This is a genomic window from Microbacterium sp. MYb45 (assembly GCF_002979655.1).
Classification (GTDB): domain Bacteria; phylum Actinomycetota; class Actinomycetes; order Actinomycetales; family Microbacteriaceae; genus Microbacterium.
Genome location: NZ_PCPG01000001.1, coordinates 236,116 through 250,727, shown reverse-complemented (window position 1 = coordinate 250,727; position 14,612 = coordinate 236,116). Strand labels below are relative to the sequence as shown.

10 protein-coding genes are annotated in these 14,612 nt (G+C 67.0%); 3 read left to right on the top strand and 7 right to left on the bottom strand.

Going from position 1 to position 14,612, the window contains the following annotated elements:
- Positions 1–10 precede the first annotated feature (10 nt).
- On the top strand, positions 11–1,153 hold the full coding sequence (locus CQ034_RS01160; RefSeq protein ID WP_146114782.1) for a hypothetical protein: 1,143 nt from the start codon (positions 11–13) through the stop codon (positions 1,151–1,153).
- Positions 1,154–1,219: 66 nt separating this feature from the next.
- Here CQ034_RS01160 and CQ034_RS01155 read toward each other — a convergent pair whose 3' ends face one another.
- The 4 genes from CQ034_RS01155 to wecB are packed head-to-tail and all read right to left on the bottom strand — an operon-like array spanning position 1,220 to position 7,772.
- A complete protein-coding gene (locus tag CQ034_RS01155; RefSeq protein WP_258133920.1) occupies positions 1,220–3,334 on the bottom strand; it encodes an acyltransferase family protein in 2,115 nt (704 codons plus the stop codon).
- Entirely contained in the window at positions 3,312–4,616 is a 1,305-nt protein-coding gene (locus CQ034_RS01150) for a nucleotide sugar dehydrogenase (protein ID WP_105709652.1), read from the bottom strand. The genes CQ034_RS01155 and CQ034_RS01150 overlap by 23 nt, the downstream gene beginning before the upstream one ends.
- Positions 4,617–4,626: 10 nt before the next feature.
- Entirely contained in the window at positions 4,627–6,693 is a 2,067-nt protein-coding gene (locus CQ034_RS01145; protein ID WP_105709651.1) for an acyltransferase family protein, read from the bottom strand.
- Positions 6,690–7,772: a non-hydrolyzing UDP-N-acetylglucosamine 2-epimerase gene (gene wecB / locus CQ034_RS01140; protein WP_105709650.1), complete on the bottom strand. Its 1,083-nt coding sequence runs from the start codon at positions 7,770–7,772 to the stop codon at positions 6,690–6,692. The genes CQ034_RS01145 and wecB overlap by 4 nt, the downstream gene beginning before the upstream one ends.
- 53 nt (positions 7,773–7,825) lie before the next feature.
- On the opposite strand from wecB, the gene CQ034_RS01135 reads away from it, so the two are divergent.
- Positions 7,826–8,929 (top strand): glycosyltransferase, encoded by a 1,104-nt coding sequence (locus tag CQ034_RS01135; protein ID WP_105709649.1) that lies wholly within the window; start codon positions 7,826–7,828, stop codon positions 8,927–8,929.
- On the top strand, positions 8,926–10,059 hold the full coding sequence (locus tag CQ034_RS01130) for a glycosyltransferase (protein ID WP_105709648.1): 1,134 nt from the start codon (positions 8,926–8,928) through the stop codon (positions 10,057–10,059). The genes CQ034_RS01135 and CQ034_RS01130 overlap by 4 nt, the downstream gene beginning before the upstream one ends.
- Positions 10,060–10,069: 10 nt before the next feature.
- Here CQ034_RS01130 and CQ034_RS01125 read toward each other — a convergent pair whose 3' ends face one another.
- Genes CQ034_RS01125 through CQ034_RS01115 form a run of 3 tightly spaced genes read right to left on the bottom strand, consistent with a single transcriptional unit; the run spans position 10,070 to position 14,593 of the window.
- Positions 10,070–11,371 (bottom strand): glycosyltransferase, encoded by a 1,302-nt coding sequence (locus CQ034_RS01125; protein WP_146114780.1) that lies wholly within the window; start codon positions 11,369–11,371, stop codon positions 10,070–10,072.
- Positions 11,368–12,882 (bottom strand): glycosyltransferase, encoded by a 1,515-nt coding sequence (locus CQ034_RS01120; protein WP_181156179.1) that lies wholly within the window; start codon positions 12,880–12,882, stop codon positions 11,368–11,370. Before CQ034_RS01120 ends, CQ034_RS01125 begins: the two co-directional genes overlap by 4 nt.
- Positions 12,869–14,593, bottom strand: coding sequence for an ABC transporter ATP-binding protein (locus CQ034_RS01115; protein WP_105710314.1), 1,725 nt, complete (start codon positions 14,591–14,593; stop codon positions 12,869–12,871). The genes CQ034_RS01120 and CQ034_RS01115 overlap by 14 nt, the downstream gene beginning before the upstream one ends.
- Positions 14,594–14,612 lie beyond the last annotated feature (19 nt).

The window sequence follows — 14,612 nt, the reverse complement described above, 5'->3', positions numbered from 1 at the left end:
GAACCGTCACATGAGCTCTTCCTCCCCCTCCGCCCCGTCGCGTCTTCGAGGCGCACGCACCTGGGTGGGCACACACAGCGGCGACATCCTCACGTGGCTCATCGTGCTCGGCAGCTTCGCCGTCGGCTACGTCGCCTACGTGCGCAGGCTCCCGTTCTTCTACCCGGACTCCCGGTACTACCTCGCCATGGCGTATTGGTTCGGGGGCGAGTCGCAGGAATCCGCACGTGAGCTCACCATCGACTTCGCCGATGCGTACCGAGTACCCGTCCCCGACGTCGATCAGCTGTTCGGATGGGGCCTGGTGCAGCCGCGCGTCGTGCTCCCTGCTCTCGCCGCGCTCCCGGTTCGTCTCTTCGGCCCGTTCGGTCTCGCCGGGACGGTGCTGCTCATCACCTTGGTGATGACGGTCGTGTTCACCCAGATCCTCCGTCGTCGTTTCGGCAACGGGGTCGCCGTCACCGTGATGATCCTCGTCAACGCGAGTTATCAGCTCATGATGTTCAACGGGGGCATGCTCACCGAGTCGCTCTCGGCTTTGTGGACAGCGCTCACCCTCGTCGCCACGTGGGCGTGGTTCCGCAAGCGGAGCTCATGGATGCTTGTGGTCGTGGCACTCACGGTGGTCGGCTCGGCATTCACCCGGCAGGCGACGTTCATCGTGGCCGGTGCGTTCGTGATGGCGTGGCTTCTCGGATCGCTGTTCGGACGACGATGGAGCGAATGGGGATGGCCGGCCCTCGTCGTCGCCGGCACGGCGATCGGATGCCAGCTCCTGCAGACGGTCCTCTTCCCCTCGTTCTCGCAGCTCGACCAGTTCCTCAAGAAGGCCGAAGCCGACTCCATCGGCGAGGCGATCCTCGCGGTTCCTCGCATGGCCCTGCGGATTCTCTCGGGCGACCTCGGGACGTTCTTGGAACGTGATCTCACGCTGCTGCTGCTGATCATTCTCGCGCTCGTCGGCATGGTGCTGTTCTTCCGGCGCCCGGAAGCTCACCTGCTGCTCGGCGCGATCCTCGGAACGGCGCTGTACAACATCACCAACGGCACACCGACACAATTCCGTTACGCGGTGCCCGGCCTCATCTTCTTCGTCCTGTCCGCCGCGCTCACGTTGCGCGCAGCGTCACGCCAGACGGAAAGCGTCACCTAACCGGCATCCGCTCCGACTCGGTCCCCGCAGTCCCGGGCGGAATAGGACGCGCGTCCGGCCGGTGTGTCAGCGCGAGTCGATCCCCATCGCCTGAGCAAGAGGTGGCGCGAGCCGACGGACGTAGTCGAGATTGAGATGGTCGGCGTCGTAGTACACGACCACGCCGCCGATCACGGCGTAGCAGTTGTCGGCGTCGCAGAAGTAAGGATCGGCATCGAAGGCGCGGATCCCGGGAGAATTCGCCTGTGCGGCGGCGTCGAGGTACGGGTCACGGGGCTGCGCCTCCCCCCGTGACGCTGCACAGGCCAGCGGGTCGCCGGCGTTCACCAGGACGCAATCGGGAGAGCGCACCTCTCCGTTGAACGGAACGCCGCCGAGAGCCACCACCGTGACGCCTGCATCCGCCCACACGGTCCACGTCCGCTCGAGGCCGTCGGTGAACTGCATGCCCTGGGGTCGCCCCGTCCCGTCATCGACGAGCTGGACTCGCCCTGCGGACGAGGTGAGAACGTAGTCGGGCTTCTGCTGCACGACGGCCTCGCGGACTGCTGTCGACCATGCCCGGCAACGCTCCTGATCCGCTGCCGGCGCCGGTTCACGGAAGCCGATGAACGGCGCGTCGATGACCGGACATCCGCCGCCGAAACTCGCCAGCACGGACCAGTGCTTCTGCCTCGCCAGATCGAACACCGCTCCCTTCCACTGCTCAGCGTGCGAATCGCCGACGAGCCACACCGTGGTGGGGTGCGCCTCGCCCGCACTGAAATCGCACTCCACGGTGGCGGTCCGACTGCCGAACGGCAGCAGATCGGGGCGCGCGACGCATTCCGACGGCACATGGAAGTAGGAGTTCCTCGCCCCCATCACCGTCTCGGATGCGGGAGCGAACCGGTTCGGGCACTCCTCCGGCGAGGACATCGCCTGCGGCCCGACACATTCCTCGATCGTCACGGAGACGGGCGGCACGTCCGCGGCCGCACGGAGATTCCCCGCCACCATGAGCGCGCCACCGGCGAGCACCACCGCACCCATGCCTGCCAGCATCGCCACGAAGGTGCGCCGGTTCGACGCCGCGACCAGGGGCCAGCGCTGTCCTGGACGCTCCACCAACCGGTACGTCAGCCAGGCGAGCACCAGAGCGACACACAGGATCGCCACTTTCGTCACCGTGGACAGCGTGGTGCCGACGGCGAACGGCACCAGGACGATGAGCGGCCAGTGCCACAGATACAGCGAGTACGAGACGTCGCCCAACCACTGCACCGGGCGCCGTGACGTCAGCACTGAATGCCAGAGGCGCGACGTGGCGGTGCCCGCCGCGATGACGGCTGCCGTGCCGAGTGCGGGGACGAGGGCCAAGACTCCGGGAAACGGCGTCGTCGGGCCGAATGCCGTGGCCGCGACCGCGATCGCGGCGAACCCGACGACCGCGAGGACATTGGCCGCGAGTCTCGAAAGGCGGCCGAACGGAAGGAGGGCGAGGAGTCCGCCGATTCCGAACTCCCACGCGCGGGTGTAGGTGACGAAATAGGCCTGACTCGGCATCCCTGCGGTCGCGAGCCCGCTCGCGATGATTCCTGTCACGATGACGATGCTGAGGGCGATCACAGCGACGACACGCGGCGGCCAGGTCCTCTTCGCCGCCCACCACCAGGCTGCGAGGAGGAGCAGCGGCCAGACGAGGTAGAACTGCTCCTCGACCGACAACGACCAGTAGTGCTGGGCGACGGTCGCCTGATCGTTGATCGCCGAGTAGTCCACTGAGGCCGCCGAGAGGTACCAGTTCTCGACATAGCCGGCACTCGCCATGATCTCCGCCCCCGCCCGCGTCCAGCGGGGGTACGGAAGGAAGACGAGCGTCCCGACGGCGCTGACCGCGAGCACCAGGAGCGCTGCGGGAAGCAGCCTCCGCACTCGGCGGGCGTAGAACGACGCCAGTGCTATGCGTCCGCTCGCGGTCGCCTCACGGACCAGGTGGCTCGTGATCAGGAAGCCGGAGATGACGAAGAAGACGTCGACCCCGACATAGCCACCGGTCAACCTGGTCGGCCACAGGTGATTGAGCACGACAGCGAGGATCGCCACCGCGCGCAGAGCCTGGATGTCGGGTCGGAACCCGGTCCGCGACGCCGTCGGCGCGGACAGCGTCTGCGTCAGTTCAGACTCCGGTGTTCGCCGCACCGACGACGATGCGCGGGGTGCCCGCCCAACGCGCAGGGTCCGTCGCCGCACGACCGTCCACGATGAGCTTGATTCCCGGCAACTGCGCAGGAGAGAGCTCCTTGTAGTCGGCGTGGTCCGTCTGCAGGATTGCCAGGTCGACCTCGCCGCCGATCGCGTACGGCTCGAACCCGAGACCGCGCAGCTCCTCGTCGGAGTACAGCGGGTCGTGCACGACGACCTCCGCCCCGCGATCCTTGAGTGCCTTGACCGTCGGGAAGACGCCGGAGAACGCTGTCTCCTTCACGCCACCGCGGTATGCCGCACCGAGGACGACGGCGCGCAGACCGCTCAGGTCGCCGAGGATGCCCTCTGCCTGCGCGACCAGACGCTCCGGCATCGAGGCGTTGAGCTGGCGCGCGACGCGGACGATGTCGGCGTCGGGATCGGTCGACAGGTACAGACGCGGGTACACGGGGATGCAGTGCCCGCCGACGGCGATCCCGGGTCGGTGAATGTGACTGTAGGGCTGGGAGTTGCAGGCCTCGATCACCTTGTAGACGTCGATGCCGTGCGATGCGGCGAACAGGCCGAACTGGTTCGCGAGGCCGATGTTGACGTCACGGTAAGTCGTCTCCGCGAGCTTCGCCATCTCGGAGGCCTCGGTGGTACCGAGATCCCAAACGCCGTTCGGGCGGGGTAGGTCGGGGCGCTCGTCGAACTGCAGGACGGCTTCGTAGAACTCACGGGCACGACGGTTGCCCTCGTCGGAGAGCGCACCGATCAGCTTGGGGTACTTGCGCAGGTCGGCGAAGACACGGCCGGTGAGCACGCGTTCCGGCGAGTACGCGACGTGGAAGTCCGTGCCCTCTGTGAGACCGGAACCGGCCTCGAGCATCGGGGTGAAGCGCTCGCGCGTGGTGCCGACGGGGAGGGTGGTCTCGTACGAGACCAGGGTGCCGGCGGTCAGATGCTCGGCGAGGGACCGGGTCGCCGCGTCCATGTACTTGAAGTCCGGCTCCCAGGTCTCGTCGTTCACGAAGACGGGGGCGACCAATACGACCGCGTCCGCACCGGGGATGGCCTCGGCGTAGTTGGTCGTCGCGCGAAGCCTTCTCGACGGGACGAGCTCGGCGAGCTTCTCCTGGAGGTGCGCCTCACCGGGGAACGGCTCGAGGCCCGCGTTGATCGTGTCGACGGCCCTCTGGTTCACGTCGACTCCGACGACTTCATGACCGGAATCGGCGAACTGGACGGCGAGGGGAAGCCCGATCTTTCCAAGGGCGACGACGGCGATACGCATGGTTTCCATTCTACGGGTCGGTTCCGGCGTCGATGCCGAGCAGCGAGGCGAACGTCGGCTCGAGCGCCGGCTCGAGATAGGAGACCACGGTCGCCGTCAGGTGGTTCACGTCGAAATACACCAACATGTTGTCGATTATCACCGGGCAGCTGTCCTGAGTGCAGATGTAGTCGTTGAGGTCGACGTAGACCGCGCCGGCTGCTTCTGCCGCAGCATGCTCCTGGGCAGCGAAATCGGCATCGAGCACTTCCGCACGCTCGCCCGCGCACGGCGTGACATCCAGGACGTTGGACGATGCGCAGATGGCGGGAGACACGGCGAACCGCGGCGTGTCTGCAATCACCAGGACCTCGCTTCCGGCGTCTCTGAGGCGACCGACGGTGCGCTCGACCCCGTCTCTCCACGCCCTGGAGCGCGACTCCTGGTCTGCGACACCCGCGAGCGCAAGGTTCGCGTAATTCGATATCACGACGAGGTCGGGCGGATCGGCGACCAGCGCCTCCAGAACGGCGTCGCGCCATCGATCGCACGATGTGTAGGGAACACCCTTGTCCAGCACCGTCACATCTGCCGCCGGGCAGGAGGACTTCGTATATGTGTCGATGCGGATACCCCCCTCGTCGTCCGCGAATTCCTCCACGGCGGGGAACCACTGCGCAGAATGCGAATCACCGAAGACCGCGATCGTCCGTGTGCCGTCGAGGTCCGCGTAGTGGCAGTCCTGCACGTCTTCGCGCTTCGCGTCGTAGTGGCACCCATCGCGATGCATCGGCGGGATGTCATCCGCAACGGCCTCCAGTTCCGGCGTGATGTTGCGCGGCACGAAAGGCGTGCCGTTGGGGGGCGACACGGGGAAGTCCGGCGCGACCGCGACCGCATCGCCGGTGCCGACGTCCCGCGTCGCGGCCCATTGCACCGCGCCGAGCGTTCCAGCCACCAGCACCAAAGTCAGCGCAAGGGTTCCCCAGAGGGTCACCCGAGCGGGCCTGCCCACGAGTACACGGGGCCGACGCAGCGGGCTCTCGATGAATCGGAACAGCAGCCAGGCGAGCGGCAGGGCTATCACGATCCCCACGAACAACTTCACGGCGAGGCTGAGCGGATTCTGGTCGCCGACGGCGGCCTGCGTCACGATCAGCAGGGGCCAGTGCACGAGATAGAGAGAGTAGGAGATCAACCCGACGAATTGCATCGGTCCGAGCGAGAGCACTCCGGTTGGGCCCATCGCCCGCCCCCGCGCACCGAACAGGATCACGAGCGCCGTGCCCAGGACCGGAAGTAGTGCCGCTGTGCCGGGAAATACCGTGCTGTCGTCGTACAGCAGTGCGGCTCCCACGATCATGGCAAGTCCGACCCAACCGCCGACCGCCTCGATCCAGCCGGGGAGTCGCAGGGCACCACGCAGCAGCACCGCTCCCACAAGCCCACCGGCCAGCAACTCCCACGCGCGGGTCGGAAGCAGGAAGAAGGCCGACGGCTGGTCGATGGGGGTCAGCAGCACTCCGCTGAGCAGACTCGCCACCGCGAGCACTGCGATGCCGCCGACGATGAGGGCTCTGCGCCTGCGAACGAGGAACACCAGGAGGAGGAGGATCAGCGGCCATACCAGGTAGAACTGCTCTTCCACTCCGAGCGACCAGTAGTGCTGGTAGGGAGAAGCGGCGTGATCCGCAAGATAGTCCGTGTCCTGGATCGCGAACCAGATGTTGGGCACGTACAGGATGGTCGCGAGCGCGTCACGCAGGACGCCCTCGAGCGCCAGCGGCGGATAGAAGATGATCGCCGCGATTGCCGTGAGCACGGCGACGACGAGCGAAGCAGGGAGTATCCGCCGGATGCGTCTGGCATAGAAATCGGCGAAGCGGATGCGGCCGTCCCGCTCGAGAGACTCCATCAGGTGACTTGAGATCAGGAACCCGGAGATGACGAAGAAGACATCGACACCCACATAGCCGCCCGTCAGGAAGGGCACGCCCGCATGGTAGAGGAGCACCAGCCCGACCGCGACCGCCCGAAGCCCCTGGACATCGGTCCGGAACTCGCGACGAGTTCGGCTGACGGTCTCGACCGAGGTCACGCGAGCGACGTCTCCTCAGCGGCTCTGATCAGCTCCTGGATCACACGCTCCGCGGCATGGCCGTCTCCGTAGGGCGCTTCGGAGGTCTCACCGGGGCGAGGTCGCGTGACGCCGGCGGAGATCTCGGCGGCTGTGTTCGCCAGCACGTTCCATCCAAGCTGGACGGTCTCGACCCATTCCGTCTCGGTCCGCACCGTCGTGCACGGCACGCGCAGCAGGAATGCTTCTTTCTGGAGACCTCCGGAGTCGGTGACCACACCCGCGCTGGAGAGCGCGGCAGCGATCAGTTCCGGGTAAGCGAGCGACTGGTGGGCGACGAGGGAGCCCTGGGTGAGCGCGATCCCGTGCGCGGCGGCCTTCGCGACCACCCGCGGGTGCGCGAGCAGGACCACGGGCTTGTCGAGCCCGCCGAGCGCATCGACGACCTCCGTGAGTCGAGCGGGATCGTCGGTGTTCTCGGCGCGATGGATCGTCGCGACGTAGTAGCCGCCGGGAGTCAGGCCCAGCTCCTCGACCAGCATCGACCGGCGAGACCCGACCTCATCACGGATTTCGAACAGGACGTCGGTCATCACATCCCCCACAAGGGCGGTGCGGGCGGCAAGACCCTCACTGGCGAGATGGTCGACTGCGACCTGCGTCGGCGCGAGGAGGAGATCGGCGGCGTGATCGGTCATCACACGGTTGTGCTCCTCGGGCATGCGTCGGTTGAAGCTGCGAAGGCCCGCTTCGAGGTGCGCGACGGGGATGTGCATCTTCACCGCGCTCAGCGCCGCAGCTACCGTGGAGTTCGTGTCGCCGTAGACCAGAACCCAGTCCGGGCGGTGCTCGTCGAACACCGCATCGAGCGCCGCGAGCATTGCCCCGGTCTGCACACCGTGGGAGCCGCTGCCGACGCCGAGATGCACGTCTGGGCTCCCGATTCCGAGGTCTTCGAAGAACACATCGGAGAGCATCGGGTCGTAGTGCTGGCCCGTGTGGACGATGATGTGCTCGACGCCCGCGGCGAGCGCGGCCTTGTGGATGGGGGCGAGCTTGACGAACTGTGGGCGCGCGCCCACGACGCTGACGATCTTCACGGGACACAAGTCTAGGCGGCCGCGTCAGGGAATTCGGTTGGTACCGTAGGGAAGTGCGCATCCTCGTCATCACGCCCTGGTATCCGACGATCGCGTCCCCGATCGCGGGGGTCTTCGTCCAGCGCGACACGGAGCTCATCAGCTCGTCCCACGAGGTCGAGCTTGTCCATCTCGTGGACCCTGCGCTGCTGAGGACTGCCGATCTGGAAGCCGACGCCACTTCGACCTTTCCCGTACACCGCGTGCCGATGTCACGGTCCCGCCCGGGAGACCTGCTCTCCGCGTGGCGGCGCATACGGACTCTGAGCCCTGGGTTCGATCTCGTGCACACTCACGCGTTCCAATCGCTCCTCCCCTTCCAGGGCCACAGGATGGCCAAGCCCTGGGTTCACTCGGAGCACTGGTCGGGGATCGGCGATCCCACCTCGCTCACCGATCGCGGACGCCTCGTGCTTCGGCTGACGGGCCGGTTGCTTCGCCGCCCCGACGTGGTCACCGCGGTGAGCAGCCACCTTCTCACTCAAGTCCAACGATTCCGGACGGGACCGACGATGATCGTCCCGTCCGTCGTCCGCGAGGCGATGCCTGTGCCTATCGTGCGCGACGCCTCGGTCCTCCGTCTGGTGGCGGTGGGGCACCTCGTGAAGGGCAAGGATCCGATGCTCGCAGTCCGCACCGTGCAGGAACTGCGCCGACGCGGTGTGCCAACGACCTTGGATTGGGTCGGCGAAGGCCCACTGCGCTCCCAGATCGAGGACCTCACCGCCGGCGACGACGGCATCACACTGCATGGGTCACTCGATGCGGATGGAGTCTCGGCCGCCCTGTCATCGGCCGATGTCTTCCTGCTGCCGACGCGAGGCGAGACGCTGTGCCTGAGCGCCATCGAGGCGATCTCGCACGGTCGTCCCGTGGTGTTGGGCGCGTTCGGAGGTCAGAGCGACTACGTGACCGAACAGAACGGCCGCCTCGTCGCGCCGCGCACGCCTGAAGCCTACGCGGATGCCCTACTCGACGTGAGCGAGCATCTCGACCAGATGGATCCTGAAGCCGTCGCCGCCACCATCCGCGAGAGGTTCTCGGAATCCGCGGTGCTGCGAGGATACGAAGCAGCATTCGAACAGGCGATGAGCATGCACCGGAAGGGCGCACGATGACCCGCCTCCTGATCATCTCATTCTCGAACCTGTCCACCGACGCGCGACTGCTGCGACAGATCGACGCGTTCTCCGATTCGTACGAACTCATCACCGCGGGATGGGGCCCTGCGCCTGGCGGAGCAACGCACCACATCGTTCTCCCTCAGCCCCCGAGCGGACGTTCTCGGCAGCTGCGGATGCTGATCGAGTCGCTGCTGCTGCGGCTACGCGCGTACCGCCTCATCCACGCGACGTCCCCGCTGCACCGGGCAGCACGGCAGGCGCTTCGTGGCGTGCAGGCGGACATCGTCCTCGCGAACGACATCGATGCGGCACCGCTCGCCTACCAGATTGCGCCCGCACGGCGCGTTCACGTCGACCTTCACGAGTACTTCCCCGGTCTCCACGACGACAACCCCCGCTGGGCACGACTCCGCGGACCCTACAACGCCTGGCTCGTGCGGCGCTTCGCTGCTCCCGCTGCGTCCACGACCACTGTCGCCGAGGAGATCGCCGAGCGCTATCGCGCGCTCGGTCTCTCGTCCGGAGTCGTGGTCAACGCCTCTCGTCTGCGCGACCTCCCGGTACGACCGGTGTCACAGCCGATCCGACTCGTTCACTCCGGCGCCGCGTTGCAGGGACGACACCTGGAAACCATGATCGAAGCTGTCGGCATGTCGACCGCCGACATCGAGTTCACCCTCCATCTCATGCCGAACGACCCGGCGTATATCGATCGACTGCGCGCGCGCGCCCGGGCGATCGGACCGCGGATCCGTGTCCTTCCACCCGTACCCCACGCCGAACTCGTGGACACACTCTCCACCCACGATGTGGGGATCCATATCCTTCCGGCGACCTCGACGAACAACCGGCTCGCGCTCCCGAACAAGTTCTTCGACTTCGTCCAGGCGAGACTCGGGGTGATCGTCGGCCCCACCCCCGCCATGGCTGGCCTGGTCGAACGTCACGGCTTCGGGGAGGTCGCATCGGGGTTCACCGCGGAGGACGTGGCACGCGCCCTGGACTCCCTCACTCCCGCGAAGGTCGCGGAATGGAAGGAACGAGCGGATCGCGCCGCCGACTACCTCTCATCCGAGCGGCAGATCGAAGGCTGGACCGACGCCATCGCACGGCTGCGTAGCTGACAGGACGCACTCAGCGCGGGGCGAGCGCAGCGATTCGCGGTTCGAGCTGTGCTGTGCGCGAGTAACCCGCCGCCCACTCCTGCGCGGCCTCCCGCGCCATCGGTGTCTGATCCCTGGCCAAGCGGGCGCCCGCTGCGAGTGCGTCAGCGATATCGTCGACCGACAGCGAGCGGCTCGGCACCCAGCTCGGCGAACCACGGAGAACGTCACTCGCCGCATTCCCGGGATCGTGGACCGACACCACGGGGATTCCGGTCGCCGCGTACTCATAGACCTTGCCGCTGGTGACGTAGCGTCCGGTGCCGAGCGCGAGCACGAGCGCGTCGAACCCGCGGTAGGTCTCCGAGATCGCCGTCTTCGCTACCGGGCCGAGGTAGCGGATGCCATCCGTCTCGGCCTCCGCGACGAGACGCTGCGTCTCCACCTCCCCGGCCCCGAAGTGCCCGAGGTAGCCGCGCAGATCGAGGCGAGCCCCTGCCAGCGCCGGCTCCTCCCGACGAGCACGCGCCCATCCTTGGATCAGGTTTTTCAGCGGAACCTTCGGGGTGATGGTCCCGATGTAGCCGAAGACCAGCCCCTGTTCACGCCCGTCCCGAACCGGCACCCTGAGCGGATTCCCGTACTCATCGAACCCGTTCGCGACGACGTGCATCTTCTCGGACTCGCCCGGATGCTGCGCCGCATGCCAGGATCGGATCGCCTCGTTGACGAACCACATCTCGTCGGCGGAGGCCATGAGGCGACGCTCCCACCGACGCACGTCCGGTGTAGCCGTGATCAGGCGCCGACCGGAGAAGACATCGAGTTGCCAGGCATCGCGATAGTCCATCACATGTCTGACGCCGAAACGGCGGTTCAGATGCCAGCCGGGGATGAAATCGACATGCGGGTTCGCTGTCCCGATGGCGACGTCGACAGGGTGCTCTCGATGGATCCGCTCCGCGACGGCCTCGAGGCGAGGGCGCCAGCGTCCGTAGTTCGGTTCCGGAAACCGCGGCAGATCGCGACGCAGATCGATGAGCTTGTACAGCTCCGGCTGACGGGCGCGCAACCACGGCCAACGCGTCAGATCGTTCTGGAAGGCGGGAACATCCGGCTCGTCACGGACGATCCTGACCCGGCCATCCACCTCCTGCAGCAGCGCCGCATCCGTTCCCGTCGAACCGCTGAAGACGCTCTCGGGCACGGTGAGCACCGTCACATCCCAGCCTGCCGCCGCGAACGCATTCACGGTGGCGAGGGCGCGGTATACCCCACCCGCCCTGCTCGGGGGAAAGCTCCAGGCGGTGTAGAGCAAATGCGGTCGACTCATCGGCTCGTCCTCTCGGCAAGGGCCGCCGCCGCCGCGGCATGACCCAGCACTACCGATTTCGCCGCTCCTCGCCGGGCTGCGCGCCACGATGCCAGGACAGCATCCTCGTCGGCGGCGACGATCAGATCGGCCCTGTCCAGCAACGCCTCGGCGGTCGGCGTCCGACGAACCGCCGCAGCGAAACGAGATGAGTCGTCGACGCCGACGAGCCGCGAGAACAGACGTCCGAGGAACGAATCGCCGAGCCTGTCGCGGAACCAGCGCGACCGTGCCCCCGGGACGGGAACCTCGACGGATGCGCCGGATCCGACATAGCCGACGACCACGGCGGAATGCTCTACGCGCAATCCGTCAGCGATCGGCGAACCATGCGGAGCGACGACGACGACGTCGCCGTTGCCCTGGGTCCCGTGACCCGATGTCAACGCTCGTGACCGCGCGGCGGCTGAACGCGCGGTCCTTCGTGCGACGACTCGGCCGGCCAGTTGCAGACGCAACGGGGCGTGGCGATGCAGCAGGGCGCGCAGATCGATCGGCAGCAGATCGCGCACGACCCCCAGTCGACCCCTTACCGGCGACGGGGCCGCGACCGCCGCGGAGGCGGCACGGATCTCGGGAGCGAGGGTGCGCGGAAGCAGCCCGAGGCACGAAGGCGCGAGATCGGTCATGGCGCGGAGCACCCCTGCCGCAGCGGCGCGGTCCTCTGGGGTCAAGCTGCCGGCAGTAGCTCGCACGCGAATCGCGGGGACGAGGTGTACGCGCACGATCTTGGCCGCGACGGCACGGCGGACGGCAGGCGCGACCTTCTCAAGGACCGGACGCAGGACATCGAGAAAAGTGAAGTCATCGAGGAGAGGCCCGAAGACGTGGGTGATGCGGTCGTCCTGATCGGCATGCTCCCTGTACGCGGGGGTCCGCGGGTCGAAGACCACACGATGCCCGGCCCATAGTTCCAGCCCGTACGCCTGGTCTTCTCCGCGTGGCAGCCCGGTGGCGTAGCGGAGATGCTCTGTCGGAGCGCGTCGTTGCAGGCCCAGGGCCGCCGCGCGCTCGAAGAGACGATCGCGGTCGGGGTCCGCGATCCGTCCGAATCGTGACGCGCGAACACGCGGTGTCGGCACCCCTTCCCCGCCGTCTCGGACGACGGGCGCGATCACCATGTCGGCTCCCAGGCGATCGGCCAAAGCCACCCACTCGTCCAGTGCGTGCTCTTCCAGTTCGTCGTCGGAGCCGACGATCGAGACGAACTCCCCCGTCGCGTGATTGAGGCCGTGATTGAAGGCGTTCGCGGGCGATCGCACGCCATCCTGCAGCTCGAGAAGTCGCACGCGATCATCATCTCCGACTGTTCCGAGGCGCGCCCTGATCAGTGCGACGTCCACGTTGTGCGCCACAACGCTGACGCGGATCGGGAGTCGGTTGCGCAGTGCCGACGCCACGGCACGCTCGATCGGTCGTCGGTCGTTGTGGACTCCGACGATGACGTCGACCACAGGCTCAGCTGCCCTCACGCTGCTGTTCCTCCTGAGCGATGAGTCCGGCCAGCGCCGCCTGCAGCGCAAACTCCGGTTCAGCAGCGACGACCTCTTCGAAGGTTCCGGATGCGGCGACTTCGCCGTTGCGCATGAAGAAGATGATGTCGGCGTTGCGGATGGTCGAGAGTCGGTGAGCGACAGTGATCGTCGTGATGCTCCCACGGAGCCCTTCGATCGCCTGAGTGACCGCCGCCTCTGTCGCCGTGTCGAGGGCGCTGGTGGCCTCGTCCATGACGAGGACCCGGGGCACGGTGTACAGCGCCCTGGCGATTCCGAGACGCTGCCGCTGTCCTCCTGAGAGCGACAGCCCGCGTTCGCCGATCCGGCCGTCGATACCACCGGCCCTCGCCTCGATGAGCGGCAGCACCTGTGCTTGGTCGAGCGCCGCGGTCACCCGCTCGCGGTCGAAGTCGGACCGCCAGCTCAGAGCGACATTCTGAGCCACTGTCGCGTCGAACAGCGAGACCTCCTGCGGAACGTACGAGATCTGCGCGCGCCAGGCGTTGAGGGCCGTACTGAGCGGCACATCGTCGATGGAGATCGTGCCCGAGGTCGGTTCGACGAGTCCGAGAAGGAGGTCGATCATCGTGGACTTGCCCGCACCCGATGCCCCGACGAAGGCGACCTGAGATCCGAACGGCACGTCGAGCGTCACCCCATGGACGGCCTCGCTCGCGTCCGGGGAATAGCGGAATCCGACATCCTGCAGGCGGATGCGCGCGGGTTCGGCAGGCAGCGTACCGGTGTCACCGATGGTCGCGGCTTTCATGTAGCGGTCGGAGTTGCGGATCTCATCGAGCACAGCCCTGGCATGCGGAGTGCTGACGTTCAACTGCTGCAGCACGCTCTGGAACCGCACCAGCGCGGGGGCGAGACGGAATCCGGCCAGACCGAACAGCGCGATCGATGCCATCGCTCCCTGGACGTCGCCCTCGGCGAGGTAACCGGACGCGCCGACGAGCACGATCCCGCCGATCAGAGCGACGTCGAGCACGTAACGCGGCACCTGCCCGAGGAACTGTGAGTTGGCTCGGGCACGCGTCGCGTGTGCACGGTTCTCCCTCACGACGCCCGCCACCTCGGCGGCGCTACCTCGTAGCGTGACCTCTTTCAGAGCGCCGATCATCTCGGTGATCAACCGCGAGGAGCGCATGGAGTAGCGCAACGCCACCTGCCCCGCCTGCTTGGAGCGTCGGGAGATCTGGAGCTGAAGCACGAGTGCGATCAGTCCGAGATACACCAGGGTGACCGCACCGACCATGGGCTGTGCGATCGCAAGGACGAGGATCAGCGAGACGAAGCTCATGAAGTCGCCGATGACGGAAGCGCCAGGCAGGAGGAAACCCGAAATCGTCGTGCTCACGCTGCCGTCGCTGATGCGCACCAGATCGGACGAGTTCCTCCGCAGCCGATCCACCCAGGGCGCACGGATGTAGCCGTCGAACACGCGCACCCCGAGCTCGAGCTCATAACGCGCGAACCTTCGCGTCGCGAACCACTGAAGTGTGAGCGCGAACACGCCCTTCAGCACGATGAGCACGCAGACGAGCACGAGCGGGATGAGGATCTGCGCTCCCTCGAGCGTTCCGAACACGGGGAGGACGACCGGCGTGTTGCCCACGAGCGGAGCGATCACCACGGCGAGCAGACCGAGCGCGAGGCCATCCATGAGGGCCAGAACACCCATGATCGAGGCATACACCGCC